Here is a 24519-nt window from a genome sequence, read left to right as displayed (position 1 = left end):
CGTCCTGGTGACTTAAGCGAACGCTCAGTCGGTGGCCGATTGTTCCAGACGCACCACGACGGACTTGCTGGCCGGGGTGTTGCTGGTGTCCGCGGTGGCGTCCAGCGGCACCAGGACGTTGGTCTCCGGGTAGTAGGCGGCCGCGCAGCCCCGTGCGGTCGGGTAGTGCACCACGCGGAAGCCGGGCGCGCGGCGCTCCACGCCGTCCCGCCACTCGCTGACGAGGTCCACGTAGGAGCCGTCGGCGACCTTCAGGGCGCGGGCGTCCTCCGGGTTGACCAGCACCACCCGGCGGCCGTTGCTGATGCCCCGGTAGCGGTCGTCGAGGCCGTAGATCGTGGTGTTGTACTGGTCGTGCGAGCGCAGCGTCTGCAGCAGCAGCCGCCCCTCGGGCACCTTCGGGAACTCCACGGGTGCCGCCGTGAAATTGGCCTTGCCGGTGGCCGTCGGGAAACGGCGCTCGTCGCGCGGGGCGTGCGGCAGTGCGAAGCCGCCGGGGCGGGCCACGCGCGCGTTGAAGTCCTCGAACCCGGGGACCACGCGGGCGATGCGCTCCCGGATCGCCGCGTAGTCCTTCTCGAACTCCTCCCACGGGGTGCGGGATCCCTCGCCCAGCACACGGCGGGCCAGACGGCACACGATGGCCGGCTCGGACAGCAGGTGCCGGCTCGCCGGCTCCAGCCGGCCGCGGGAGGCGTGCACCATGCCCATGGAGTCCTCGACGGTGACGAACTGCTCGCCGCTGTGCTGCACGTCGCGCTCGGTGCGGCCCAGCGTCGGCAGGATCAGCGCCCGCGCGCCCGTGACCACGTGCGAGCGGTTGAGCTTCGTCGACACGTGCACCGTCAGGCGTGCCCGCCGCATGGCCGCCTCGGTGACCTCCGTGTCCGGGGAGGCGGAGACGAAGTTGCCGCCCATCGCGAAGAACACCTTCGCCTCGCCGTCGCGCAGCGCGCGGATGGCCCGTACGACGTCGTAGCCGTGCCCCCGCGGGGGAGCGAAGCCGAACTCCTTCTCCAGCGCGTCCAGGAAGGCGGGCGCCGGGCGTTCGAAGATGCCCATGGTGCGGTCGCCCTGCACGTTGGAGTGGCCGCGCACCGGGCACACGCCGGCGCCGGGGCGGCCGATGTTGCCGCGCAGCAGCAGGAAGTTGACGACCTCCTTGATCGTCGGCACCGAGTGCTTGTGCTGGGTGAGGCCCATCGCCCAGCACACGATGGTGCGCTCGGAGGCGAGCACCATGTCGAGGGCCTGCTGGATCTCCTCGCGGCGCAGTCCGGTCGCGGCGAGCGTCTCGTCCCAGTCGGCGGCGCGGGCGGCTGCGGCGAACTCCTCGTAACCGTGCGTGTGTTCACGCACGAAGTCCTCGTCGACGGCCCCCTCGGCCTCGACGATCAACTTGTTGAGGAGGCGGAAGAGGGCCTGGTCGCCGCCGATGCGGATCTGCAGGAACAGGTCGGTGAGCGCGGCGCCCGCGGTGAGGCCCTTGGCGGTCTGCGGGTTGCGGAACTTCTCCAGGCCCGCTTCCGGCAGCGGGTTCACGCTGATGATCTTCGCGCCGGCCGCCTTGGCCTGCTCCAGGGCGGTGAGCATGCGCGGGTGGTTGGTGCCCGGGTTCTGCCCGGCGACGATGATCAGGTCGGCCCGGTGCAGGTCCTCCAGCAGGACGCTGCCCTTGCCGATGCCGATCGTCTCGGTCAGGGCGGAGCCCGAGGACTCGTGGCACATGTTGGAGCAGTCGGGCAGGTTGTTCGTGCCGAGCTCGCGCGCGAAGAGCTGGTAGAGGAACGCCGCCTCGTTGCTGGTGCGTCCGGAGGTGTAGAAGACGGCCTCGTCGGGGGAGGCGAGTGCGGTGATCTCCTCAGCGATGATGCCGAAGGCGCGCTCCCAGGTGACCGGCTCGTAGTGGTCGGCGCCCTCGGGCAGATACATGGGGTGGGTCAGACGGCCCTGCTGGCCCAGCCAGTACCCGCTCCTGGTCGCCAGGTCGGACACCGGGTGCGCGGCGAAGAACTCCGGTGTGACCCGGCGCAGCGTGGCCTCCTCGGCCACCGCCTTGGCGCCGTTCTCGCAGAACTCGGCCTTGTGCCGGCGCTCCGGCTCCGGCCAGGCGCAGCCCGGGCAGTCGAAGCCGTCCTTCTGGTTCACGCTCAGCAGCGTCAGCAGGGAGCGCTTGAGACCCATCTGCTGCTGCGCGACCCGCAGGCTGTGCCCGATGGCAGGCAGGCCGGCCGCCGCGTGCTTCGGCTCCACGACCTGCGGCGCGTCCTGAACCGGGTCGGCCTTGGGCGGCTTGGTCGCCATCGCGCACTCTCCTTCGGGTACACGGGTGTGATACGCCCCAGATCCTCGCACGGGCCACTGACAGCGATCAGCCCCTTGGGGGCGGGTGGCCGCTTCCGCGCGGGCGGTGACCCGGAGGCGGTCGGCGTCGGGTCCCTCGCGGATGCGTGGTCCAGGTTCTTTACGGGCGGTCGGTCTTCGGCCTCCGTCCGTGCCCGGATCGGACCTCTGTCCCAGCCATGCGTTGTTCGCGCCTCGCCGACGACGCCGGAGCCCCCTGATCACATCCGCCGAAGCCCCCGCACCCCTCCCGCCCCGCCACAGCACTCCGCGCACCCGTCCCTTGTGCGCCCCCTCACACCCCGCCGTCGGCGCCGGGCGGCCGCGGCGGCGCGGCTCGGCGGCTCTGGCCGGCCAACCCCGCGGCGGCGTACCCGGAGACGGCGGCCCGGTGACGACCGAGGTGGCCGCCCTCCGAAGCCGGCGGCAGCCACCGGTGGCGGCTCGTTGTCAGTGGGGCGTGGCAGGATCGGGGGCGTGGCAGAGACAGCATCGAAGAAGACCGAGACCACCCCCGGCGGCAGCCGCCCGCGCCTGATGCTCATGGACGGGCACTCCCTGGCCTACCGCGCGTTCTTCGCGCTGCCCGCGGAGAACTTCACCACCGCGACCGGCCAGCCGACGAACGCGATCTACGGCTTCGCGTCGATGCTGGCGAACACGCTGCGCGACGAGGCGCCCACGCACTTCGCGGTCGCCTTCGACGTCTCCCGCAAGACGTGGCGCTCGCAGGAGTTCACCGAGTACAAGGCGAACCGCTCCAAGACCCCGGACGAGTTCAAGGGGCAGGTCGAGCTGATCGGCGAGCTGCTCGACGCGATGCACGTCTCCCGTTTCGCCGTCGACGGCTTCGAGGCGGACGACATCATCGCCACCCTCGCCACACAGGCCGCCGCCGAGGGCTTCGAGGTGCTGATCGTCACCGGCGACCGCGACTCCTTCCAGCTGGTCAGCGACCACGTCACGGTGCTGTACCCGACGAAGGGCGTCTCGGAGCTGACCCGGTTCACCCCGGAGAAGGTTTTCGAGAAGTACGGATTGACGCCCGCCCAGTACCCCGACTTCGCGGCGCTGCGCGGCGACCCGTCGGACAACCTCCCCGGCATCCCGGGCGTCGGCGAGAAGACGGCCGCGAAGTGGATCAACCAGTTCGGTTCCTTCGCCGAGCTGGTCGAGCGGGTCGACGAGGTGAAGGGCAAGGCCGGGCAGAACCTGCGCGACCACCTGGAGGCCGTCAAGCTCAACCGCCGGCTCACCGAGCTGGAGCGACAGGTGCCGCTGGACAAGACGGTCGCCGACCTGGAGCGCCCGGCCTACGACCGCAAGGCCGTCGCGATGATCCTGGACACCCTGGAGATCCGCAACCCGTCGCTGCGCGAGCGCCTGCTCGCCGTCGACCCCGGCGCGGAGGAGGCCGAGACGACCCCGGTCGTCGCCGACGGCGTGGAGCTGGACGGCACGGTGCTCGGCAGCGGCGAGCTGGCCGGCTGGCTCGCCGAGCACGCCGGCCAGCCGCTCGGCGTCGCCACCGTCGACACCTGGGCGCTGGGCACCGGCTCGGTCGCCGAGGTCGCGCTCGCCACCGCCGGCGGGCCGGCCGCCTGGTTCGACCCGTCGCAGCTGGACGAGGCCGACGAGAACGCCTTCGCCGCCTGGCTCGCCGACGCCGAACGGCCCAAGATCTTCCACGACGCCAAGCGCGCCATGCGGGTCTTCGCCGAGCACGGCTGGAGCATCGCCGGTGTCGCCATGGACACCGCGCTCGCCGCGTACCTGGTCAAGCCGGGCCGCCGCTCCTTCGACCTGGACGCGCTGTCGATGGAGTACCTGCACCGCGAGCTGGCCCCGGCCGCCGCGGCCGACGGGCAGCTCGCGTTCGGCGCGGACGACGGCGCCGAGGCCGAGGCGCTGATGATCCAGGCCCGCGCCGTCGTCGACCTCGGGCAGGCGTTCGAGACCAAGCTGCAGGAGGTCGGCGCCGCGGACCTGCTGCGCGACATGGAGCTGCCCACCTCCGCGCTGCTGGCCCGGATGGAGCGGCACGGCATCGCCGCCGACCGCGCCCACCTGGAGGCCATGGAGCAGATGTTCGCGGGCGCCGTGCAGCAGGCGGTGAAGGAGGCGCACGCGGCGGCCGGCCGCGAGTTCAACCTGGGCTCGCCCAAGCAGCTGCAGGAGGTCCTCTTCGGCGAGCTGGGCCTGCCGAAGACGAAGAAGACCAAGACCGGCTACACCACCGACGCCGACGCCCTGGCCTGGCTCGCCACGCAGACCGACAACGAACTGCCGGTGATCATGCTGCGTCACCGTGAGCAGGCCAAGCTGCGGGTCACGGTCGAGGGCCTGATCAAGACGATCGCCTCGGACGGCCGGATCCACACCACGTTCAACCAGACGGTCGCGGCCACCGGCCGGCTGTCCTCCACCGACCCCAACCTGCAGAACATCCCGGTGCGCACCGACGAGGGCCGCGCGATCCGCCGCGGCTTCGTCGTCGGCGAGGGCTACGACTCGCTGATGACCGCCGACTACAGCCAGATCGAGCTGCGGGTGATGGCCCATCTGTCGGAGGACGAGGGCCTGATCGAGGCGTTCACCTCCGGTGAGGACCTGCACACCACCGCCGCCTCCCAGGTCTTCGCGGTCGAGCCCACCGCGGTGGACGCGGAGATGCGGCGCAAGATCAAGGCGATGTCCTACGGCCTGGCGTACGGTCTGTCGGCGTTCGGCCTGTCCCAGCAGCTGAACATCGACGCCGCCGAGGCGCGCATGCTGATGGACGCCTACTTCGACCGCTTCGGCGGGGTGCGGGACTATCTGCGCCGGGTCGTCGACGAGGCACGGGCGACGGGCTACACGGCGACGCTGTTCGGCCGCCGCCGCTACCTGCCCGACCTCAACAGCGACAACCGCCAGCGCCGTGAGGCCGCCGAGCGCATGGCGCTGAACGCGCCGATCCAGGGCACGGCCGCCGACATCGTCAAGATCGCGATGCTGAACGTGGACCGGGCGCTGCGCGAGGCGAACCTGACCTCCCGCATGCTGCTCCAGGTCCACGACGAAATCGTCCTGGAGATCGCCCCCGGCGAGCGCGAGCAGGCGGAGGAACTGGTCCGCCGAGAAATGGCGAACGCAGTCCAGCTCCGAGTCCCCCTGGGCGTCTCGGTAGGCGCAGGCCCGGACTGGGAATCGGCAGCGCACTAGCCCGCAGACGGCAGGACAGGGAGTGGCCGAGCGGCACCAGTCGCTCGGCCACTCCCTGCCAGGCAGACGCCGTTGCCCGATGAACCGGCGGAAGTATCCGCACCTCAAAGGGTGCCCTCTCAACCAACGGCCCCCCACCCAACCCGAAGGGGCGCGGGGAACTGCGCGACCAGCCACCCCCCACCCGCACCCGCAAGACCCCCCAAGCCCCCCACAACGTCGGCGACCCGCTCTTGCCAGACATTGCCCTTCCAGCCGACGCCCCCGCAGCCAACCTCAAGGGGCGCGGGGAACTGCGCGACCAGCCACCCCCCACCCGCACCCGTCCCCCAACCCAAGCCCCCCACGAACGACGGCACCCCCCAACCCCCGGAGGGAACCGTCACTCGCCTGGCCCCCGCAAAAACGCGCCCCGCCCCGCCCTCCCGCCAGGATGCGGGCATGGGTATACGCATGCTCCACCGCCGCACGGCACGAGCTCAGGCCCAGCACCAGGCACCGGCCCGAGCCGAAGCCATGGCGGAACTCCCCGCGCCTCATCCCCACGTCCCGCCCTACGCCCCAAACGCCAGTACCGGCCGCATCCCGCACACCCGCGTCGAAGCCCTGCGCCGCAGCACCGCGGCCCTCGCCCGCCGCCTCACCCACCGCCACGCCGGCGCCGTGGCCGATACGGCGACGCCCGGCGAGTCGTCCCGCTGGCGCCTGTGGACCGAGCTGGGCCTGAGCTATCTGGCCCTGCTGCTCAGCCGGCTGCCCCGCCCGACCCGCCCGGCGCGCACCTTCAGGGTGTTCACGGTGCCCCTGCCGCCGACGGCCACCGCGACGGTCACCGCACCGGACGGCGCTCCTCGACCACGCCGCTGACCCGGCCCCCACCCACGGCGACGGGCCGCCGCGCCCGCACCCCGACGGCGTACACGAGCAGCCCGAGGAACAGTCCGGCGCCGCTGCCGAAACACACCGTCGGGATCAGTTCCCACGGCTTGGCGGTGGCCCCCCAATAGGCCCACCACCGCGTGGCCCGCTGCACGGCGCCCGCCGTCGCGCAACCGGCGAGCACCGCCGCGGCCCACCACCGGTCCCGCCCCGACAGCACCGGCACCCCGGCGGCCGGCTCACCCGAGGGCGCCCGGCGCAGCGCACGCCACAGGAACGCGGCGATCACCACCGCGGCCAGGGCCGACCCGCCGTACTGCAGGTACCAGTACAGGGGTGCGCCGGCCAGCCGGTTCCCCAGGACGGGGAACACCCGCATCCCCCAGCGGTCCAGGTGCGTGAACGCGTCCCACACCACATGGGTCAGCGCCCCGAGCGCCGCCGACACGTACCACCACAGCACGACGGCGGGCCGCAGCCGCGCGCGTGGCGTCCCGCAGCGCAGCAGTGCCGCCCACCGCGACTGCCGGGAGCGTGGCAGCAGCGCCACCAGCGGTTCGCGCACCAGCAGCCACAGCGCCACGAGCAGCCAGGCCACGCACACGTCGACGGTGAAGACGCCGCCGAAGGAGTGGGTGACGTCGCCGAACTCCATCGCACCGGCGACCGCACTGGCCGCGTAGTAGGTCATGTCGGGCGCGAAGGACCCCGCCACGAGGACGGCCGGCACCAGCGGCCCCCGGCCGGAGCCGTCGGTGCGCACGGCGGGCAGGACGGCCGCCGCGTGGCTCATCGTGAACGGCAACGGTGTTCCCCCTGTCGCGTGTTGACCGGCCGCGACCGGTCCGTGATCACCAGCGTTCACCGGCGATCACCGGCGATCAGTATGCGATGCGGCGCGGCATCCGAACGACACATGGACAAGCGGTAAAAATCGGTCATGAACAGGTGTCCCGTGAAAGGAAGTTGTCGTAGGGTCACGGAGGTGCCGCGCCGGGCAGACCCATCGCCCCATGAGGGCAACCGGAGCGGTGGTTCGTTCGTCACACCAAGGCGAGTACGCCACACCGGGCACAACACGACGGCACAGCACGAGGCAGAGCGGACGCTTCGGCGTCCACGGGAGGGGTTCACCACATGGCGGCGCAATTCGGCAGCAGACTGCGCAAGGGGGCGCTCACCACCGCTGTGGCCGCTGCGGCGGTCGCGGCGCTCTCCGCGTCCCAGGCCCCGGGCGTCACGGTCGACGACCAGGGCAGACAGTCCGCCACCGGAGCCGTCCCCACCCCCGACGTGGAGGCGGCCGACGACACCGCCACCGGCAACTCGCAGTACTACACCGACCTGCCGCCGCTCAACAGCCCCAACCCCGCGCCGACCGCCGGCACCACCCCGCCGGCCACGGGCAAGGCCACCGAGTCCGGCATCCCCGCCACCGTCCTGGACGCCTACCAGAAGGCGGCGGCCGAACTGCGCTCGTCCAAGCCCGGCTGCAACCTGCCCTGGGAACTGCTGGCCGCCATCGGCAAGGTCGAGTCGGGCCAGGCCCGCGGCGGCCGCGTCGACGCCAACGGCACGACGATCGGCAAGATCCTCGGCCCCGCCCTGAACGGCAACGGCTTCGCGCTCATCCACGACACCGACAACGGCGCCTACGACGGCGACACCACCGTCGACCGGGCCGTGGGCCCCATGCAGTTCATCCCGTCCACCTGGGCGTGGGCCGGCCGCGACGGCAACGGCGACGGCGCCAAGGACCCCAACAACATCTACGACGCCGCCCTCGCCGCCGGCCACTACCTGTGCCGCAACGGCTGGGACCTGTCCGTCCAGCGGGACATGAACAAGGCGATCCTCAGCTACAACAACTCGCAGGACTACCTGAACACGGTCCTGACGTGGCTGGAGTACTACCGCAAGGGCGCCCACGAGATCCCGGATGGCACCGGCACCCTGCCCTCGCACCCCAGCGACCCAGGCACCTCCGGTCCGACCCCGCGGCCCACGCCCACCCCGCCGCAGCCGACGCCGGGCACGCCCACCACGCCCGGCGGCACCCCGAAGCCGAAGCCGAGCAAGCCGGGCACCCCCACGCCGACTCCCACGCCGCCCCCGACCCCGACGCCGACTCCCACGCCCACCGACACGGTGGACCACCTGGAGCGGACCAGCACGGTCAAGCCCACCGCGATGGCCGGCGACGCCTTCACCCAGCGGATCGGGGCCCGCGCCGAGACCAAGGCCGGCAAGTCCGTGGCCAAGGTGCGCATCCGCTTCACCATCGACGGCGACACCGACGCCACCTTCGCCGGCGGTGAGAAGGTCGCCGCCGTCGTCACCGACAGCTCCGGCGTCGCCCTCGCCCCCGCGCTCCAGGCGGGCGAGAAGACCGGCGACTTCACCGTCCACGCGTCCGTCGTCGGCCGCATGGTGCCCGCGCTCGCCTACACGGCCACCGTGACCGAGCGCGCCGCCGACACCCTCGCCCGCACCGGCGACACCCAGCTGACCTGCGTCGCGGGCGGCACGTTCGCCGAGCAGGTGCAGGTCAAGGCCACCTACAAGGGCGCGGCCGCAGACAAGGTCGCCGCCACCGCCACCCTGATCAAGTCGGCCGACGACCCGTCCGAGAACGACAAGGGCCCCTACTTCAAGGACGCCGACGGGAAGGCCGTACGCAGCCTGACGGGCCTGCAGACCGACGCGGACGGCCTGCTGACGCTGCCGAAGCTGTACGCCGACGACACCACCGGCACGTTCCTGCTGCGCGTCACCACCGCGGGCGGGGCCACGCTGACCGTCGAACTCACCGTGACGGCGCCGGAGCCGGCCGGCAGCCCCTCCCCGTCGCCCTCGGGCAGCTCCTCCCCCTCACCGTCGCCCAGCCCTAGCGCCTGACCCGCCCGGCCCCGCGCGGCGCCCCTCCCTGCGAGGGGCGCCGCGCCGTTGTGCGCACGAGCTGTTCTCATCTCACCCGCCCGTTGCTACCGTGCCGCACCTGACGGTCCATCAGATGCACGGGGTTTCACGGGAGGCCCGTATGCGCGCCATCGTCGCCGCCGCGGCCGGTCTGGCCGCCGCGCTCGCCCTGGTCCTCACCCTCACCGCCGTGGGCTCCCCGAGCGGGAAGACCTCCCCGAAACCGCTGCTGACGACGGTGCCCACACACCCGTGACCACCCGGGAGGGAGGCCGAGATGCGCCGCAAGGCCGGCCTGGTCCTGCTCGCCCTCGCCGTGTTCTGCACGGCCCTGTCCCCACTGCTGCGCTGGTACGCCTTCCCCCGTCTGGCCAAGATCCCGGCGAACCAGTACCAGGAGGTGGTCCTGGAGGCCAAGGACGCCACCCTGCTCGACTACGGCACCATGCGCTCGCGCACCGTTGCGAAGGTCACCATCGTGCAGACCCTCAAGGGCGACGTGGCGGCGTCCGAGCGCATCGAGCGGACGGCCGGCCGCGACGTCGTCGTCTGGGACGGGCTGTCCTACATCCAGGGACCCGACGGGAAGATGGTCTCGGAGATCCCCGAGCGCTACATCTTCGACGCCCACACCCAAGAACCCGTCCACGCCACCGGCGAGATGGTCGACGGCGACCCCGTGCGCCGCGACGGCATCGAGTTCAAGTGGCCCTTCCTGACCCAGAAACGCGACTACGAGTACTTCGACGCCCAGGCCCGCATCACCGCCCCCATCCACTACCGGGGCACCCGCACCTTCCGCGGCCTGACCGTCTACTACTTCGAGCAGACCGTCCCCTGGACCAAGGTGCCCTTCCCCAAGGCCATGCCCGTCAAGGGCATCACGCCCGAATCGGTCGCCCGCACGGGCACCACCCGCTGGTACACCACCGTCCGCCGCTTCTGGGTCGAACCCGTCACGGGAGCCCCCGTCTACGGCGAGGAGATCCACCGCGAGGAACTGCGCGGCGGCACCCTGCTCGGGGGCCGCGCCAAGGTGACGGCGTTCGCCGGGCACGTGAAGATGCGCGAGGACTACATCGAGCACACCGTCGCCCTCGTGCGGCACAACCGCACCCTGGTCCTGCTGCTCACCTCCTATCTGCCGTGGGGCTCCCTGACCGCCGGGGCCCTGCTGCTCGCCCTGTCCCTCTGGCTGGAGGCCCGCGGCCGCCGCCCCGCGCCGACCCCGACCGCGGAACCCGCACCGCTCACCGTCTGAGCCGCGCGTTGGTGTGCCGGGTCGGCTCCGCACCGGCCGGGTCCTCGGGCCATGGATGCTTCGGATAGCGGCCCCGCAGCTCCGCCCGCACCCCCTTGTATCCGTCGCGCCAGAAGGAGGCCAGGTCGGCGGTGACCGCCGCCGGCCGCCCGGCGGGGGAGAGCAGATGCACCAGCACCGGCACCCCGGCGAGCGTGGGCGAGCGCTGCGCCCCGAACATCTCCTGCAGCTTCACCGCGAGCACCGGCCGCTCCGGATCGGCGTAGTCGACCCGGATCCTGGACCCGCTCGGCACGGTGATCCGCTCCGGGGCCAGCTCGTCGAACCGCGCCGCCTCACCCGAGGCCCAGGGCAGCAGCCGGGCCAGCGCCTGCCCCGCGTCGATCCGCGCCAGGTCGGCCCGCCGCCGGGCCCGGCTCAGCTCCGGCTCCAGCCACTGATCCACGCGCGCGTGCAGCGCCTCGTCGGACACCTCCGGCCACGGCTCCCCGAGGTGCAGCCGCACGAACGCCATCCGCTGTCGCAGCACGACGGCCTCCGGCGACCAGCGCAGCAGCCCGAACCCCTCCTGCCGCAACCCCTCCAGCAGCGCCCGCCGTACGGCACCGGGATCGGCCTCGGCCGGCGGCCGCACCGCCAGCTCTATCGCCCCCAGCCGCTCCACCCGCCGCGCGACGACGTCCCCGCCGGACCAGTGCACCTCCTGCCGCTCCTCAAGCAGCGACCCGGCGGCCGAGCGCGCCACGTCCTCGTCGATCACGGCACCGAGCCGCAGCCGCGCATGCCCCTTGCCGAGCGGCCGGTCGGCCACGGCGACGGCGATCCAGGGGGCGCCGTGCAGGGGAGAGCCGTCGGGCAGTTCGGCACGAGTACCGGAGGCCATGAGATACGAACCGCCCTCCAGCTTGGCGACACGCTCCGGAAAGGCGAGCGAGGCCACGACACCGGCCGCCCTGTCGTCACCGGTGAGCGCGCCGGCATCGACGGTCACGTCCGCCGGCCGGGACACCTCACCGAGGACCGCCCGCAGCCGCCGCACCTCCGCACGCCACCGGGCGGAGTAGGCGTCACCCCCGCGCCGGGCCGCCCGCAGGGCACCGGCCAGATCCTCCCCGTACTCCCGCGGCACCTCCTCGGACAGCAGCGCCACCACCTCGGCACCCGCCGCTGAGGTGTCCAGCAGGGCCCGGCCGAGGCGCGGGTGCACCCCGAGCCGCGCCAGCGTCCGGCCCCGCTCGGTGACCCGCCCGGCCGAGTCCACCGCGCCCAGCGCCGCCAGAGTGTCCCGCGCCGCCGCCATCGCCCCGGCCGGCGGCGGGTCCAGCAACGCCAGACCGGACGCGTCCGGGTCGCCCCAGCAGGCCACCTGCAGAGCGAACGCCGTCAGGTCGGCCACCTTGATCTCCGGCGACGGGAACCGCGGCAGCCGGCCCTCCTCCGCCTGTGGCCAGCACCGGTAGACGACCCCCGGCGCCTCACGCCCGGCCCGGCCCGCCCGCTGCCGCCCCGCGGCGTGCGAGGCCCTCACCGTCGCCAGCGCGCTCATCCCGCGCGCGTGATCGACCCGCGGCTCCCGCGCCAGACCCGAATCGACGACCACCCGCACCCCGGGAACCGTCAACGAGGACTCCGCGACCGACGTCGCCAGCACCACCCGGCGCCGCACCCCGGGCGCCAGCACCGCGTCCTGCACCGCGGCCGGCGCCCGCCCGTGCACCTGCAGCACGTCCACGTCACCGAGATCGCCGAGCAGCCCCGCCACGCGCGCGATCTCGCCCACGCCCGGCAGGAAGCACAGCACGTCCCCCTCCCGCTCGGCCAGCGCCCGCCGCACCACCGACGCCACATGCGCCAGCAGCGCCGGATCGACCCACATCCCGTGCGACGGCCGCACGGCCCGCGCGGGAGGCGCGTAGACGATGCCGACCGCGTGCGCCGCCCCCTGCGCCTCCACGACGGGAGCCCCGCCCAGCAGCCGCGCCCACTGCGCCCAGTCCGTGGTCGCCGACGCGGCCACCAGCTTCAGCTCCGGCCGCAGTGCCTCCCGCACGTCCCACAGGAACGCGGCCACCGTGTCCGCGTCCAGATGCCGCTCGTGGCACTCGTCGAGCAGCACCACATCCACGTCCGCGAGCTCCTGGTCCCGCTGCAGGCGCTGCAGCAGCACACCCGTCGTGACGACCTCCACGCGCGTGTGCCGACCCACGACGCGCTCCCCGCGCACGGTGAACCCGACGCTCTGCCCGGGCTTCTCGCCCAGCAGCCACGCCATCCGGCGGGCGGCGGCACGCGCCGCGATCCGGCGCGGCTCGGCCACCACCACCCGGCGGCCCGGCCCGCCGTCCAGCAGACCGGCCAGCGCCAGCGGCACCAGTGTCGTCTTGCCCGTGCCGGGCGGAGCGCCGAGCACGGCGGCACCGTGCCCGTCGAGGGCGTCGGTCAGCGCGGGCAGGGCGCTGCGCACCGGCAGCGCGTCCAGGGCGTCGTAACGGATCACGCCCCCAGTGTCGTACGTCCGTGAAGGCGCGCGGCGGGCCTGTGGACAACCGGCCGGACCCGGCCGACACGCCTGTGGATAACTCCGCCTGGCGCGCTCAGTCCCGCTCGCACACGAAGATCGCCGTGCCCGGGATCAGATGCCCGCGCAGCGGCGACCAGCCGCCCCACTCCGCGGTGTTCCAGTCCGGCCACTCCGGCTCGATGAGGTCCACCAGCCGGAACCCGGACGTCACCACGTCCCGGACCCGGTCGCCGAGCGTGCGGTGGTGCTCGACGTACACCGCGAGCCCCTCCTCGTCCTGCTCCACGTAGGGCGTGCGGTCGAAGTAGGAGGCGGACACGGTCAGCCCCTCGGGGCCCGGCTCGTCGGGGAACGCCCAGCGGATCGGATGGGTCACCGAGAACACCAGCCGCCCGCCCGGCCGCAGCACGCGCCGCACCTCCCGCAGCACCAGCCGCGGGTCGGCCACGAACGGCAGCGCCCCGTACGCCGAGCACGCCAGGTCGAAGGAGGCGTCCGCGAAGGGCAGTGCGCCCGCGTCCGCGCACACCAGAGGGAAGGAGGAGCCGATGCGCAGGGCGTGCTGGAGCTGGCGGTGGGAGATGTCCAGGGCCACCGGGCGCGCGCCCTGCGCGGCCAGCCAGCGAGCGCACTGGGCCGCGCCGGCGCCGATCTCCAGCACGTCCTTCCCCTTCAGCTCCTCGGGCGGGCCGAGCAGCTCGGCCTCCACCTCGTCCAGGCCCTCGGGCCCCCACACGAAGCGGTCGTCGCCGAGGAAGGTGCCGTGTTCGGTCTGGTACTCGTCGGCGTTGCGGTCCCACCAGCCCCGGTTGGCGCGGGCGCTCTCGGTGACGCCTGCGGCACGCCGGGTGGCCTCCGCCTCGGCTTCGGGTCCGGCGGGGGCGGGCTGGGCGGAAACGGGCTCTTGGATGATCGGCTCCCTCGTCGTACTCTTCGGACCAACCCGCCCCGGGGTGTCATGAGACGTGTCCTGTGACGTGTCGTGACAGGGGTGCCATGGGGCCCGTGTGGCCTCGCGGGACAGGTTTTGTGCCGGGAATGCGGCGATCCGCCCCGGGTGTGCGCCTTCGCGCATTGACCCTGCCCGGCTGCCCCCGTATGCTACAAGTTGCGCTGCGGGCCTGCGCACCTCAGACGTAGCAGGCTGCGCTCGCATCTGTTGTATGTCCCCTCGGTTGTCGAGGCGCCACAAGGGCACCTGGTGCTCGCAGTGTGGCGCTTCCTTGGCTGTCCGGCTTCTGCAGAGCGAAACGGGCTCCGGCGTAGCAGTACCTACGACTTCAATGTCCGTACCGGAGCCCTTTTCCACATGACGAGCAGCACCGAGACCACCGCTACCACGCCCCAGGTGGCGGTCAACGACATCGGTAACGAGGAAGCCTTCCTCGCCGCGATCGACGAGACGATCAAGTACTTCAACGACGGCGACATCGTCGACGGCGTCATCGTGAAGGTCGACCGGGACGAGGTCCTGCTCGACATCGGTTACAAGACCGAAGGTGTCATCCCGAGCCGCGAGCTCTCGATCAAGCACGACGTCGACCCGAACGAGGTCGTGGCGGTCGGCGACGAGATCGAGGCCCTGGTTCTCCAGAAGGAGGACAAGGAAGGCCGCCTGATCCTCTCGAAGAAGCGCGCCCAGTACGAGCGGGCCTGGGGCACCATCGAGAAGATCAAGGAAGAGGACGGCATCGTCACCGGTACCGTCATCGAGGTCGTCAAGGGTGGTCTCATCCTCGACATCGGCCTCCGCGGCTTCCTTCCGGCCTCCCTCGTCGAGATGCGCCGCGTCCGCGACCTCCAGCCGTACGTCGGCAAGGAGCTTGAGGCGAAGATCATCGAGCTGGACAAGAACCGCAACAACGTGGTCCTGTCCCGCCGTGCCTGGCTGGAGCAGACCCAGTCCGAGGTCCGCCAGACGTTCCTCACCACCCTGCAGAAGGGTCAGGTCCGTTCCGGCGTCGTCTCCTCGATCGTCAACTTCGGTGCCTTCGTGGACCTGGGTGGCGTCGACGGTCTGGTCCACGTCTCCGAGCTGTCCTGGAAGCACATCGACCACCCGTCCGAGGTCGTCGAGGTGGGCCAGGAGGTCACCGTCGAGGTTCTCGACGTCGACATGGACCGCGAGCGTGTCTCCCTGTCGCTGAAGGCGACCCAGGAAGACCCGTGGCAGCAGTTCGCCCGCACCCACCAGATCGGCCAGGTCGTGCCCGGCAAGGTCACGAAGCTGGTTCCGTTCGGTGCGTTCGTCCGCGTGGACGAGGGCATCGAGGGTCTGGTCCACATCTCCGAGCTGGCCGAGCGCCACGTGGAGATCCCGGAGCAGGTCGTCCAGGTCAACGACGAGATCTTCGTCAAGGTCATCGACATCGACCTTGAGCGCCGTCGCATCAGCCTCTCGCTGAAGCAGGCCAACGAGGCCTTCGGCGCCGACCCGACGGCGGTCGAGTTCGACCCGACCCTGTACGGCATGGCCGCGTCCTACGACGACCAGGGCAACTACATCTACCCCGAGGGCTTCGACCCCGAGACCAACGACTGGCTCGAAGGGTACGAGAAGCAGCGCGAGGAGTGGGAGCGCCAGTACGCCGAGGCGCAGCAGCGCTTCGAGCAGCACCAGCAGCAGGTCATCAAGTCCCGCGAGGCGGACGCCCAGGCCGCTGCCGAGGGTGGCGAGGCCGCCGCTCCGGCCGCGACCGGTGGCTCGTACTCCTCCGAGGGCGGCGACACCTCCGGCGCCCTGGCGTCGGACGAGGCGCTGGCCGCGCTGCGCGAGAAGCTGGCCGGCGGCCAGAGCTGATCGCTTGCCGCTGAGGCTCAGCCGGTAGCTGCTGAGGGGCCGTACCTTTCGAGGTGCGGCCCCTCGGTCGTACCTGGCGCCCGTCGGTGGTCTGGTGCGGGTCGGGGGGTGGCTGGTCGCGCAGTTCCCCGCGCCCGTGGGCAGGTTGCCGGTAACCCTCGCTGTCATGATCACCGGTTCCTTGAGTGGTCATGATCGCGGGAATGCTCACGCTCCGTTCCTCGTTGTCATCTACGGATACGAGGAGGAGCGGTCACTGTGCTTGATCCGCAGGGTTTGTACACGTGGGAGCCGAAGGGGCTGGCCGTCGTCGACATGGCGCTCGCCCAGGAGTCGGCCGGACTTGTCATGCTCTACCACTTCGACGGATACATCGACGCGGGTGAGACCGGCGACCAGATCGTCGACCGGCTGCTCGACACGCTGCCCCACCAGGTCGTCGCCCGCTTCGACCACGACCGGCTGGTCGACTACCGTGCGCGCCGTCCGCTGCTGACCTTCCGCCGCGACCGCTGGACCGAGTACGAGGAGCCGGACATCACCGTCCGGATCGTCCAGGACGCGACCGGCGCACCCTTCCTGCTGCTGTCCGGGCCCGAGCCCGACGTCGAGTGGGAGCGCTTCGCCGCGGCCGTGAAGGAGATCGTCGAACGGCTCGGGGTCCGCCTGTCCGTCAACTTCCACGGCATCCCGATGGGCGTCCCGCACACCCGTCCGGTGGGCCTCACCCCGCACGGCAACCGCACCGACCTGGTGCCCGGCCACAGCAGCCCCTTCGACGAGGCCCAGGTGCCCGGCAGCGCCGAGGCGCTCGTCGAGTACCGCCTGATGCAGGCCGGACACGACGTCCTGGGCGTCGCCGCGCACGTCCCGCACTACATCGCCCGCTCGCCCTACCCCGACGCCGCCCTCACCGTGCTGGAGGCCGTCACGGCCGCCACCGGGCTGGTGCTGCCGAGCGCCGCGCACTCCCTGCGCAACGACGCCCACCGCACGCAGACGGAGATCGACCGCCAGATCCGCGAGGGCGACGAGGAGCTCACCGCCCTGATCCAGGGCCTTGAGCACCAGTACGACGCCGCCGCGGGCGCGGAGACCCGCGGCAACATGCTCGCCGAACCGGTCGAGATCCCCTCGGCGGACGAGATCGGCCGCGAGTTCGAGCGCTTCCTGGCGGAGCGGGAGGGCGAGAACTGAGCGGGACGGCGAGAAGGGGCCTCCGCCGGTTCCGTGGTCGGCGCCAGGGCCTAAGCTTCCGCTCATGCTGACAGTGGGCCTGACCGGCGGCATCGGCGCCGGCAAGAGTGAGGTGTCCCGGCTGCTCGTGTCCTGCGGGGCGGTGCTGATCGACGCCGACCGCATCGCCCGTGAGGTCGTCGAGCCGGGCACGCCGGGCCTCGCCGCCGTCGTCGAGGCCTTCGGGCCCGAGGTGCTCACGCCCGACGGCAGCCTCGACCGGCCCAAGCTCGGCTCCATCGTCTTCGCCGACCGGGAGAAGCTCGCCGCCCTGAACGCCATCGTGCACCCGCTGGTCGGTGCCCGATCCCGCGAGCTGGAGCAGGCCGCCGCCGAGGACGCCGTCGTCGTCCACGACGTGCCGCTGCTCACCGAGAACGGCCTGGCCCCGCTCTACGATGTCGTGGTGGTCGTCGACGCGAGCCCCGCGACCCAGCTGGACCGGCTCGTGCGGCTGCGCGGCATGACCGAGGAGGACGCACGCGCGCGCATGGCAGCGCAGGCCTCCCGCGACAAGCGCCTGGAGATCGCCGACATCGTGATCGACAACGACGTGCCGCTGCAGCAGTTGGAGCGCCGCGTCCGGGAGGTCTGGGCGGACCTGGCCCGCCGGGCACGGGAATCCCGGCAGACACCCTGAGCACCGTGAGTACCAAGTGCCCCAGTGCACTGAGGGCCTCGCAGGAATAGGGCTCCTGGGGGAGGGCGTTGAAGCGGTTGAGTGAGGGAAGGATCTTTCCGTGCCCGAAACCAGCGGTTCCACCGGCCGCAGCCCGGAGACACACGTCATCGACTTCCGCGCTGCCGAACAACTGCTCGCCGCCCGCGACCCGCGGGGCGCGGTGAAGCTGCTCGACGGCGTCATCGCCGCGCACCCGGAGAACACCGCCGCCCGGCTGCTGCGCGCCCGGGCCTTCTTCGCCGCCGCGCAGCTGCGGCCCGCCGAGCTGGAATTCACGATCGTCCTGGAGCGGGAACCGGACAACGCCTTCGCCCACTTCGCGCTCGCGCGCACCTATGAGCGCCTGGGCCGTGACGACCAGGCCCGGCGGCACTTCCGCCTGGCCGCCGCGCTGGACCCGAACCCGCGCTATCTCAAGGCGGCGCGTTTCGACGCGTGACGCCGAGCTCGACGCGGGACGCTGACTTTGGACCCGTGACACCGAGTCCCGACGCGTGACGCCTGCGCCTCACGGCCGGCGGTGCTCCGGCGGCCGGTACGGCGGGATGTCGGGGCCGGGCTGGAAGTGCGGGCCCTGCCGCATGTGCCGGAGGATCACGGCCATGTCGACGGTGATCACCACCCACAGCACCCCGAACGCGGCGGCCCATCCGGGCCGTCCGGCGAGGGCGAACCCGGCCGTGCCGGCGATCGCCCAGATCAGGCCCCACACACTCAGCCAGAAGCGCATCCGCAGCGCACTGCGTGCGGTCGTCGGCTCACTGCCCGTACGCATCGCGATCACCACTCCTCCTAGCAACGTACTCCCGCCCAGGGCGTTCACCAAGGGGTTCCCGTCCCGGCCTCGAACGGAGGGGCTTCGCTCGAACGGGTGAATGAGCGGACTGGGGGAACGGCCGTGCTGGAGCGGTCCGTTGGACGGGCATGGGACTGAAGAAGCGAGCAGGACATCAGGGGACGGGGCCGGGGCCGATCACGCCGGACGGCTGCGCGGTCGAGCTGTACACACGGCTGCCGGTCATGGGTGAGCCGGACATCATCGCCGGGGCCGTGCCGGCCGGTGCGCGCATCCTGGAGCTGGGCAGCGGCGTCGGGCGGATGACGCATCCGCTGCTGGAGCGGGGGTTCCAGGTCACCGCGGTGGACGAGTCCGCGGACATGCTGGAGCACGTGCGCGGGGCGCGCACCGTGTGCGGCCCGATCGAGGACCTCGACCTGGGCGAGACCTTCGACGTGGTGCTGCTCGCGTCGTTCCTGGTGCACAGCGGGGACGCCGATGTCCGGCGCGGTCTGCTGAGGACCTGTGCGCGGCATGTCGCGGAAGGGGGATGCGTACTGATCCAGCGGGAGGGCGAGGACTACCACACCCGTGTGCCGCGCGAACGCGTCGACCCGGCGGGCTTCACGGTGCGCATCGCCTCGGCGGAGCCGGTCGGGGACGGGGTCAACGAGGTCCGGTGCGAGTACGTGTTCCCCGACGCGGTGTGGACCCAGACCTTCCGCAGCCGGCCGCTGACCAAGGAGCAGTTCGAGGAGGCGCTGGCGGAGGAGGGACTGAGGGTGGACCGCTACCTGACCGAGGACCGCATATGGGTCAGGGCGGTCCCGGCGGTCTAGTGCACCGCCTGCTGATCGCGGCGGTCAACTCGCCGTCCATGGACCGAGTTTGGCGGGGTTGAGGACGGCCCAGATGTGCTGGATCCGGTGGTCGGTGACCTCGAAGGCCATCACCGACACGGTGGCGCCGTCGTGGAGGGCCACCAGCCCCGGCTGACCGTTGACCGTGCGCTCCACGAGCGTCAGGCCGGGCGCCGTGACGGGCAGGTCGGCGAAGAAGCGGGCGACCGGCTCGGCGCCCTGGACCGGGTGGAGCGCGGCCCTGACGAGTCCGCCGCCGTCGCCGGTCGCGGTGGCGTCCGGGGCCAGCAGGGCGATGAGGGCGTCGATGTCCTTGGCCTCCCAGGCGTGCTTGAAGGCTCGGACGACATCGGCGCGCTGAGCCGTCGAGGCCGCCTCGGGCTGTGCCGCGCGAAGGCGCCGACGGGCCGAGGTGGCCAGCTGGCGGCAGGCGGCCGGGGTGCGGCCGACGATCTCGGCGATGTCGGCGAAGGGGTAGCGGAAGACGTCGTGCAGGATGAACGCGACGCGTTCGGCGGGAGTCATGGCTTCGAGCACGACGAGGAAGGCCATGTGCACCGACTCGTCGAGGGTGACCCGGTCAGCCGGGTCGACGGTGCCCGCTCCCGGCCGTCCGCTGATCCATTCGGTGCGGTCGGGCAGCGGCTCCGGGATCCACTCGCCGACGTAGCGTTCGCGCCTGGCCCGTGCCGAGCCGAGCAGGTCGAGGCAGATCCGGCCGGCGACCTTCGTCAGCCAGGCACCGGGGGAGTCGATGGCCTCCTGCTGCTCCGGGGACAGGGCGTACCAGCGGGTGTAGGTCTCCTGCACGACATCCTCGGCGTCGGCCAGCGAGCCCAGCAGACGGTACGCGAGGTTGGTCAGCCGGCGCCGCTCGCTGATGATCGCGGTCAGGCCGGGCTCGGTCGGGTTGGTCATGGTGTCACCGGCTCCCTCGGACGCGTTGTCTCATCCCTTTCGACGGTCCAGCGCCCAGAAGTGTGAGGCGGGCGGCCCACGACTCACATTTCACGGGGCTGCGTCGTCGTACCGGTCGGATCCCTTCGCTTCGAAGCCATTTGGGTCGGATCGGTTCAACAAGGACTGGAAGGAAACCGCGTATGTCCGTGAACGTCGCGATCATCTACTACAGCTCCACCGGCACCGTGCACGCCCTGGCGCGGGCCGCCGCCGAGGGGGCCGAGAAGGCCGGTGCCGAGGTGCGTCTGCGCAAGGTCGCCGAAACGGCGCCGCCCGAGGCGGTGGGCGCCAGGCCGGAGTGGGCCCAGCATCTGCGGGACACCGCCGATGTGCCCGAGGCCGGCCACGAGGACTTGGAGTGGGCCGACGCGGTGCTGTTCGGCACGCCCACCCGCTTCGGCAACCCCGCCAGTCAGCTCAGGGCGTTCATCGACACCACCGGCCCCCTGTGGTTCCAGGGCAAGCTGGCGGACAAGGTGTATTCGGCCTTCACCGCGTCCAACACCGCTCACGGCGGGCAGGAATCGACTCTGCTGGCGCTGGCGAACACCTTTTACCACTGGGGCGGCATCATCGTGCCTCCCGAGTACACCGACCCGGTGCAGTTCCAGTCGGGCAACCCGTACGGCACGTCCCACATAGCCGGCGAGGGGGCGCCCGGGGAGGTGGTCCTGCAGGCGGCCCGCCATCAGGCCCGCCGCGTCGTCGACACCACCGCGCAGCTCAAGGCCGGCCGCGCAGCATGACGGGCCCGGGGAGCCGAGGGAGACCTCGCCCGGGGCGGGCCGCCGTCACCGGTGGCCGGGTCCCTCGGGGCCTCCCATGCCGGGGAAGCCGCCCAGGCCGCCCAGGCCGCGCAGCCGCTCCAGTTCGCGGCGGTCGCGCTTGGTGGGGCGGCCGGCGCCGCGGTCACGGATGCCGGCGGGTGCGACGGCCTCGCGGGGCGGGGCGGCGGGCTGTTGTCGATGTAGCACTGGGCGGCCACGGGAGCTCCGACCCGCTTGCGGATCAGGCGCTTGACGACCACGACCCGTTCCCGGTTCTCGTGGCGCAGCCGGACCTCGTCGCCGACGCGCACGTTGTAGGCGGGCTTCACGCGCTCGCCGTTGACCCGGACATGGCCGCCCTTGCAGGCGGCGGCGCCCAGCGAGCGGGTCTTGATCAGGCGCACGGCCCAGATCCAGCTGTCGATGCGGACGGACTCGCCGTTGGCCGGTCCGGCGGCCTCGGCGGCGGCTACGGCGGCGGCGATCTTCGGATCGGTGACGTCCTGACCGGTGGCCTCGGCCTCCGGGCCGCCCTCGCCCTCGCCGGCCTCGCGGGGCAGGCGGTCCGGTCCGGAGCTCTCGCCGATGCCACGGGGCAGGGCGTCCGGGCCGCCCCCACGGGGCAGGTCGTCCTCTGCGGCCTTGTCCGTCCTGTCACGGTCCGCACCCTCAGCAACCATGTCCCCGACCTTAGCTCCCCGCGGGGGGTGTGCCGTACGGGTTTATGGCTCCCGGCCTACCGTGGAGCCATGACCTCCGGTACCCCTTCCGGCCTGCCCGACCTGGACCGGCGCATCGCCGGCTGCCGGGCCTGCCCACGGCTGGTGGCCTGGCGGGAGGACGTGGCCCGGGACAAGCGGGCCGCGTTCGCCGACTGGACGTACTGGGGGCGGCCGGTGCCCGGGTTCGGGCCGGCGGACGCGCGGCTGCTGATCGTCGGGCTGGCGCCTGCCGCGCATGGGGGCAACCGGACCGGCCGGATGTTCACCGGGGACCGTTCCGGTGACGTGCTGTACCAGGCGCTGTACGACGTGGGGCTGGCCTCGCAGCCGACGTCGGTGAGCGCGGACGACGGGCTGGAGCTGTACGGCGTGCGGGTCACCGCGCCGGTGCACTGCGCGCCGCCGGCGAACAAGCCGACGCCCGAGGAGCGGGACACCTGCCGGCCCTGGCTGGTGCGGGAACTGACGTTGCTGCGGCCGACGGTGCGGGCGGTGATGGTGCTGGGCGCGTTCGGATGGCAGGCGGCGCTGCCCGCGTTCGCCGAGGCGGGCTGGGTGGTGCCCCGTCCGCGGCCGGCGTTCGCGCACGGGGCGCGGGTGACGATCGAGGGCGTCGACGGTGGCGCGGCGCCGCTGGACCTGTTCGGCTGCTTCCACGTCAGCCAGCGCAACACCTTCACCGGCCGCCTCACCCCCGAGATGCTGCGGGACGTGCTGCGCACGGCGGCAGAGGCGGCCGGGCTGCCTCCAGTCGCCCCAGGCTCCCGGTAATCGAGGCGACCGGAGTGCTGTACCGCACATAGCCTGCCCGGATGGCGCTCTACCCCGAGATCGAACCGTATGAGCAGGGCATGCTCGACGTCGGCGACGGCAACCGCGTGTACTGGGAGGCGTGCGGCAACCCGCGGGGCAAGCCCGCGCTGGTGCTGCACGGCGGGCCGGGGTCGGGCTGCACGCCGTATCCGCGGCGGCTGTTCGACCCGGAGGCGTACCGGATCGTGCTGCTGGACCAGCGGGGCTGCGGACGGTCGTCGCCGCACGCGAGCGCGCACGGTACCGACATGAGCGTCAACACCACGGCGCACCTCCTCGCCGACCTGGAGCTGCTGCGCCGGCATCTGGGGATCGGGCGGTGGCTGGTGTGGGGTGTGTCGTTCGGGTCGATGCTCGGTCTGCGGTATGCGCAGACGCACCCGGAGGCGGTGTCGGAGCTGGTGCTCACGGGGGTGGCGACGGGGTCGAACGCCGAGGTCGAGCTGTTGACCAGGGGACTGGGGAAGATCTTCCCCGAGGCCTTCGAGCGTTTCCTGGCCGAGCTGCCCGAGGAGGAGCGCGACGGGAACCTCGCCGCGGCCTACAACCGGCTCATGGAATCGCCCGACCCGGAGGTCCGGCGCAGGGCGGCGCGGGCCTGGACGGACTGGGAGACGGCGATCATCCCGGCCCCGCCCCGGTCGGTGGCGCGGTTCGAGGACGAGCGGTTCCGGCTGGGCTTCGTCCGCACGGTCACGCACTACTGGGGCCACGGCCACTTCCTGCCGGAAGACGCCGGGAACGTGATCCTGCGGGACGCGTACCGGCTCAACGGCATCCCCGGCACGCTGGTCCAGGGCAGCCTGGACCTCGGCAACCTGCTCGGCGTCGTCTGGCGGCTGCACCACGCGTGGCCCGGCAGTGAGCTGGTGATCGTCGACGAGGCCGGGCACAACGCCGGTGCGCCCGGCGTGCAGGAGGCGCTGGTGGCGGCGACGAACCGGTACGCCGCACGCTGACCCGCGCCGGCGCCGTATCGCAGCGGGCGCCCACCGGCACCCGGCCGATGCCTACGCCTCCTCGGAGTCTGCGCACTCGGAGTCCCCGAACTCGGAGTTGCCGAACAGGTGCCGTACCGTCGACCGGTAGTTGCCCCGTACGTGCTCCAGTGCGTGCGCCCGCGCGCGGTCCGGGTCGCCGGAGGCGATGGCCTCGTACAACTCTCGGTGTTCGGTGAGGAGTTGGGGCCATTCCTCGTTCTGCCGGGTGAGCCAGCGCAGGCGGCCGTCGACCGGTTCCATCACGGAGATCAGCAGGCTGTTGCCGGCCATCGCCAGGATGCCGTCGTGGAAGCGCGTGTTGATGTCGGTGATCGCCTCGGCCTCACCCGCCTTCGTGGCCGTCGCCGCCTGGTCGAGCAGTTCCCGCAGCTGTGCGAGCGCCTCGCCGGTCGCCCGCTCGGCGGCCAGTCCGGCCGCGTAGACCTCCAAGGCCTCGCGCAGCTCGAAGAGTTCCTTCACATCGGCCGGTGTCAGCCGGCGTACGACGGTCCGGCGCGCGGACTCGAAGTGGACGAAGCCCTCGGCGACCAGGGCGCGGATCGCCTCCCGCACCGGTACGCGGGAGACGCCGAATCGCTCGGCCAGATCCCGTTCGACCAGCCGGTCACCCGGTCGCAGGCGGCCCGCGATGATGTCCTGCCGCAGGGTCGCGAGGACGCGTTCGCGCACCGCGCCGAGCGGTTCGGGCGCCGCGGCGGGCGGTTCGATCTTCCCCATGGGGCCATCTTCCCCGACGCGAGAACTCTTTTACGGCCCGGTAACGGCAAGGACAT

20 protein-coding genes and 1 pseudogene are annotated in these 24519 nt (G+C 72.3%); 13 read left to right on the top strand and 8 right to left on the bottom strand.

Annotated features, from left to right (window positions below):
* Positions 1-24 precede the first annotated feature (24 nt).
* On the bottom strand, positions 25-2304 hold the full coding sequence (locus C3489_RS16130) for an FdhF/YdeP family oxidoreductase (protein ID WP_103782515.1): 2280 nt from the start codon (positions 2302-2304) through the stop codon (positions 25-27).
* A 516-nt stretch (positions 2305-2820) separates the two neighbouring features.
* Here C3489_RS16130 and polA point away from each other — a divergent pair.
* Positions 2821-5547 carry a DNA polymerase I gene (gene polA / locus C3489_RS16125; protein ID WP_103782514.1) on the top strand — a complete coding sequence of 909 codons (2727 nt, stop codon included), beginning with the start codon at positions 2821-2823 and terminating at the stop codon, positions 5545-5547.
* Positions 5548-5988: 441 nt separating this feature from the next.
* A complete protein-coding gene (locus C3489_RS16120) occupies positions 5989-6414 on the top strand; it encodes a hypothetical protein (protein ID WP_181139689.1) in 426 nt (141 codons plus the stop codon).
* Here the strand turns inward: C3489_RS16120 and C3489_RS16115 are convergent.
* Positions 6377-7231, bottom strand: a complete 855-nt coding sequence (locus C3489_RS16115) for a DUF4184 family protein (RefSeq protein ID WP_103782513.1) — start codon at positions 7229-7231, stop codon at positions 6377-6379. The two genes, C3489_RS16120 and C3489_RS16115, sit on opposite strands and share 38 nt — an antisense overlap.
* A gap of 332 nt (positions 7232-7563) precedes the next feature.
* On the opposite strand from C3489_RS16115, the gene C3489_RS16110 reads away from it, so the two are divergent.
* The 3 genes from C3489_RS16110 (at position 7564) to C3489_RS16100 (ending at position 10606) form a co-directional block, all read left to right on the top strand.
* Positions 7564-9324 (top strand): lytic transglycosylase domain-containing protein, encoded by a 1761-nt coding sequence (locus C3489_RS16110; protein WP_103782512.1) that lies wholly within the window; start codon positions 7564-7566, stop codon positions 9322-9324.
* Positions 9325-9466: 142 nt separating this feature from the next.
* Positions 9467-9601, top strand: a complete 135-nt coding sequence (locus tag C3489_RS16105) for an SPW_0924 family protein (RefSeq protein WP_103782511.1) — start codon at positions 9467-9469, stop codon at positions 9599-9601.
* Positions 9602-9622: 21 nt separating this feature from the next.
* Positions 9623-10606 (top strand): DUF3068 domain-containing protein, encoded by a 984-nt coding sequence (locus C3489_RS16100; protein ID WP_103782510.1) that lies wholly within the window; start codon positions 9623-9625, stop codon positions 10604-10606.
* On the opposite strand, the gene hrpB is transcribed toward C3489_RS16100, so the two are convergent.
* On the bottom strand, positions 10596-13103 hold the full coding sequence (gene hrpB / locus C3489_RS16095; RefSeq protein WP_103782509.1) for an ATP-dependent helicase HrpB: 2508 nt from the start codon (positions 13101-13103) through the stop codon (positions 10596-10598). The genes C3489_RS16100 and hrpB overlap by 11 nt on opposite strands.
* Before the next feature lie 97 nt (positions 13104-13200).
* Positions 13201-14202 carry a class I SAM-dependent methyltransferase gene (locus tag C3489_RS16090; protein WP_258054713.1) on the bottom strand — a complete coding sequence of 334 codons (1002 nt, stop codon included), beginning with the start codon at positions 14200-14202 and terminating at the stop codon, positions 13201-13203.
* Between the two features lie 234 nt (positions 14203-14436).
* On the opposite strand from C3489_RS16090, the gene rpsA reads away from it, so the two are divergent.
* The 4 genes from rpsA to C3489_RS16070 all read left to right on the top strand — a co-directional run bounded on the left by rpsA (position 14437) and on the right by C3489_RS16070 (position 18284).
* Positions 14437-15927 carry a 30S ribosomal protein S1 gene (rpsA, locus tag C3489_RS16085; protein ID WP_103782508.1) on the top strand — a complete coding sequence of 497 codons (1491 nt, stop codon included), beginning with the start codon at positions 14437-14439 and terminating at the stop codon, positions 15925-15927.
* Between the two features lie 258 nt (positions 15928-16185).
* The gene (locus C3489_RS16080) at positions 16186-17124 is read left to right on the top strand and encodes a PAC2 family protein (protein ID WP_103782507.1); all 939 of its coding nucleotides are present in this window, start codon (positions 16186-16188) and stop codon (positions 17122-17124) included.
* A gap of 64 nt (positions 17125-17188) precedes the next feature.
* Positions 17189-17803, top strand: coding sequence for a dephospho-CoA kinase (gene coaE, locus C3489_RS16075; protein ID WP_103782506.1), 615 nt, complete (start codon positions 17189-17191; stop codon positions 17801-17803).
* Between the two features lie 100 nt (positions 17804-17903).
* Positions 17904-18284, top strand: coding sequence for a tetratricopeptide repeat protein (locus tag C3489_RS16070; protein WP_103782505.1), 381 nt, complete (start codon positions 17904-17906; stop codon positions 18282-18284).
* A 69-nt stretch (positions 18285-18353) separates the two neighbouring features.
* Here the strand turns inward: C3489_RS16070 and C3489_RS16065 are convergent, their stop codons facing one another.
* Positions 18354-18620, bottom strand: a complete 267-nt coding sequence (locus C3489_RS16065) for a DUF6343 family protein (RefSeq protein ID WP_181139688.1) — start codon at positions 18618-18620, stop codon at positions 18354-18356.
* 149 nt (positions 18621-18769) lie between these two features.
* Between C3489_RS16065 and C3489_RS16060 the strand changes: the two genes are divergently transcribed.
* Positions 18770-19462, top strand: a complete 693-nt coding sequence (locus C3489_RS16060; RefSeq protein WP_103782503.1) for a bifunctional 2-polyprenyl-6-hydroxyphenol methylase/3-demethylubiquinol 3-O-methyltransferase UbiG — start codon at positions 18770-18772, stop codon at positions 19460-19462.
* Positions 19463-19486: 24 nt separating this feature from the next.
* Here the strand turns inward: C3489_RS16060 and sigJ are convergent, their stop codons facing one another.
* Positions 19487-20401 carry an RNA polymerase sigma factor SigJ gene (gene sigJ, locus C3489_RS16055; protein ID WP_103782502.1) on the bottom strand — a complete coding sequence of 305 codons (915 nt, stop codon included), beginning with the start codon at positions 20399-20401 and terminating at the stop codon, positions 19487-19489.
* 182 nt (positions 20402-20583) lie between these two features.
* Here sigJ and wrbA point away from each other — a divergent pair, with 182 nt between their 5' ends.
* Positions 20584-21189, top strand: coding sequence for an NAD(P)H:quinone oxidoreductase (gene wrbA / locus C3489_RS16050; RefSeq protein ID WP_103782501.1), 606 nt, complete (start codon positions 20584-20586; stop codon positions 21187-21189).
* A 45-nt stretch (positions 21190-21234) separates the two neighbouring features.
* On the opposite strand, the pseudogene C3489_RS16045 reads toward wrbA, so the two are convergent.
* Positions 21235-21797: pseudogene (locus C3489_RS16045) on the bottom strand (RNA-binding S4 domain-containing protein).
* 162 nt (positions 21798-21959) lie between these two features.
* Here C3489_RS16045 and C3489_RS16040 point away from each other — a divergent pair.
* On the top strand, positions 21960-22703 hold the full coding sequence (locus C3489_RS16040; protein WP_103782500.1) for a uracil-DNA glycosylase: 744 nt from the start codon (positions 21960-21962) through the stop codon (positions 22701-22703).
* A 41-nt stretch (positions 22704-22744) separates the two neighbouring features.
* Positions 22745-23704 (top strand): prolyl aminopeptidase, encoded by a 960-nt coding sequence (gene pip, locus C3489_RS16035; RefSeq protein WP_103782499.1) that lies wholly within the window; start codon positions 22745-22747, stop codon positions 23702-23704.
* A gap of 51 nt (positions 23705-23755) precedes the next feature.
* Here the strand turns inward: pip and C3489_RS16030 are convergent, their stop codons facing one another.
* A complete protein-coding gene (locus tag C3489_RS16030; protein WP_103782498.1) occupies positions 23756-24463 on the bottom strand; it encodes a GntR family transcriptional regulator in 708 nt (235 codons plus the stop codon).
* Positions 24464-24519: the final 56 nt, after the last annotated feature.

Origin of the sequence: Streptomyces sp. Ru71 (assembly GCF_002920535.1) — a bacterium.
Lineage (GTDB): Bacteria > Actinomycetota > Actinomycetes > Streptomycetales > Streptomycetaceae > Streptomyces.
Note: the sequence above shows the minus strand (reverse complement) of the source record. Positions and strands in the feature narration are given on the sequence as shown.

What these genes read in the sequence shown, in the direction of transcription:
- C3489_RS16130 (WP_103782515.1), bottom strand. Translation starts at nt 2,304, where the DNA reads ATGGCGACCAAGCCGCCCAAGGCCGACCCGGTTCAGGACGCGCCGCAG.
- C3489_RS16120 (WP_181139689.1), top strand. Translation starts at nt 5,989, where the DNA reads ATGGGTATACGCATGCTCCACCGCCGCACGGCACGAGCTCAGGCCCAG.
- C3489_RS16110 (WP_103782512.1), top strand. Translation starts at nt 7,564, where the DNA reads ATGGCGGCGCAATTCGGCAGCAGACTGCGCAAGGGGGCGCTCACCACC.
- C3489_RS16105 (WP_103782511.1), top strand. Translation starts at nt 9,467, where the DNA reads ATGCGCGCCATCGTCGCCGCCGCGGCCGGTCTGGCCGCCGCGCTCGCC.
- C3489_RS16100 (WP_103782510.1), top strand. Translation starts at nt 9,623, where the DNA reads ATGCGCCGCAAGGCCGGCCTGGTCCTGCTCGCCCTCGCCGTGTTCTGC.
- C3489_RS16090 (WP_258054713.1), bottom strand. Translation starts at nt 14,202, where the DNA reads ATGCGCGAAGGCGCACACCCGGGGCGGATCGCCGCATTCCCGGCACAA.
- rpsA (WP_103782508.1), top strand. Translation starts at nt 14,437, where the DNA reads ATGACGAGCAGCACCGAGACCACCGCTACCACGCCCCAGGTGGCGGTC.
- coaE (WP_103782506.1), top strand. Translation starts at nt 17,189, where the DNA reads ATGCTGACAGTGGGCCTGACCGGCGGCATCGGCGCCGGCAAGAGTGAG.
- C3489_RS16065 (WP_181139688.1), bottom strand. Translation starts at nt 18,620, where the DNA reads ATGCGTACGGGCAGTGAGCCGACGACCGCACGCAGTGCGCTGCGGATG.
- C3489_RS16060 (WP_103782503.1), top strand. Translation starts at nt 18,770, where the DNA reads ATGGGACTGAAGAAGCGAGCAGGACATCAGGGGACGGGGCCGGGGCCG.
- sigJ (WP_103782502.1), bottom strand. Translation starts at nt 20,401, where the DNA reads ATGACCAACCCGACCGAGCCCGGCCTGACCGCGATCATCAGCGAGCGG.
- wrbA (WP_103782501.1), top strand. Translation starts at nt 20,584, where the DNA reads ATGTCCGTGAACGTCGCGATCATCTACTACAGCTCCACCGGCACCGTG.
- C3489_RS16040 (WP_103782500.1), top strand. Translation starts at nt 21,960, where the DNA reads ATGACCTCCGGTACCCCTTCCGGCCTGCCCGACCTGGACCGGCGCATC.
- pip (WP_103782499.1), top strand. Translation starts at nt 22,745, where the DNA reads ATGGCGCTCTACCCCGAGATCGAACCGTATGAGCAGGGCATGCTCGAC.
- C3489_RS16030 (WP_103782498.1), bottom strand. Translation starts at nt 24,463, where the DNA reads ATGGGGAAGATCGAACCGCCCGCCGCGGCGCCCGAACCGCTCGGCGCG.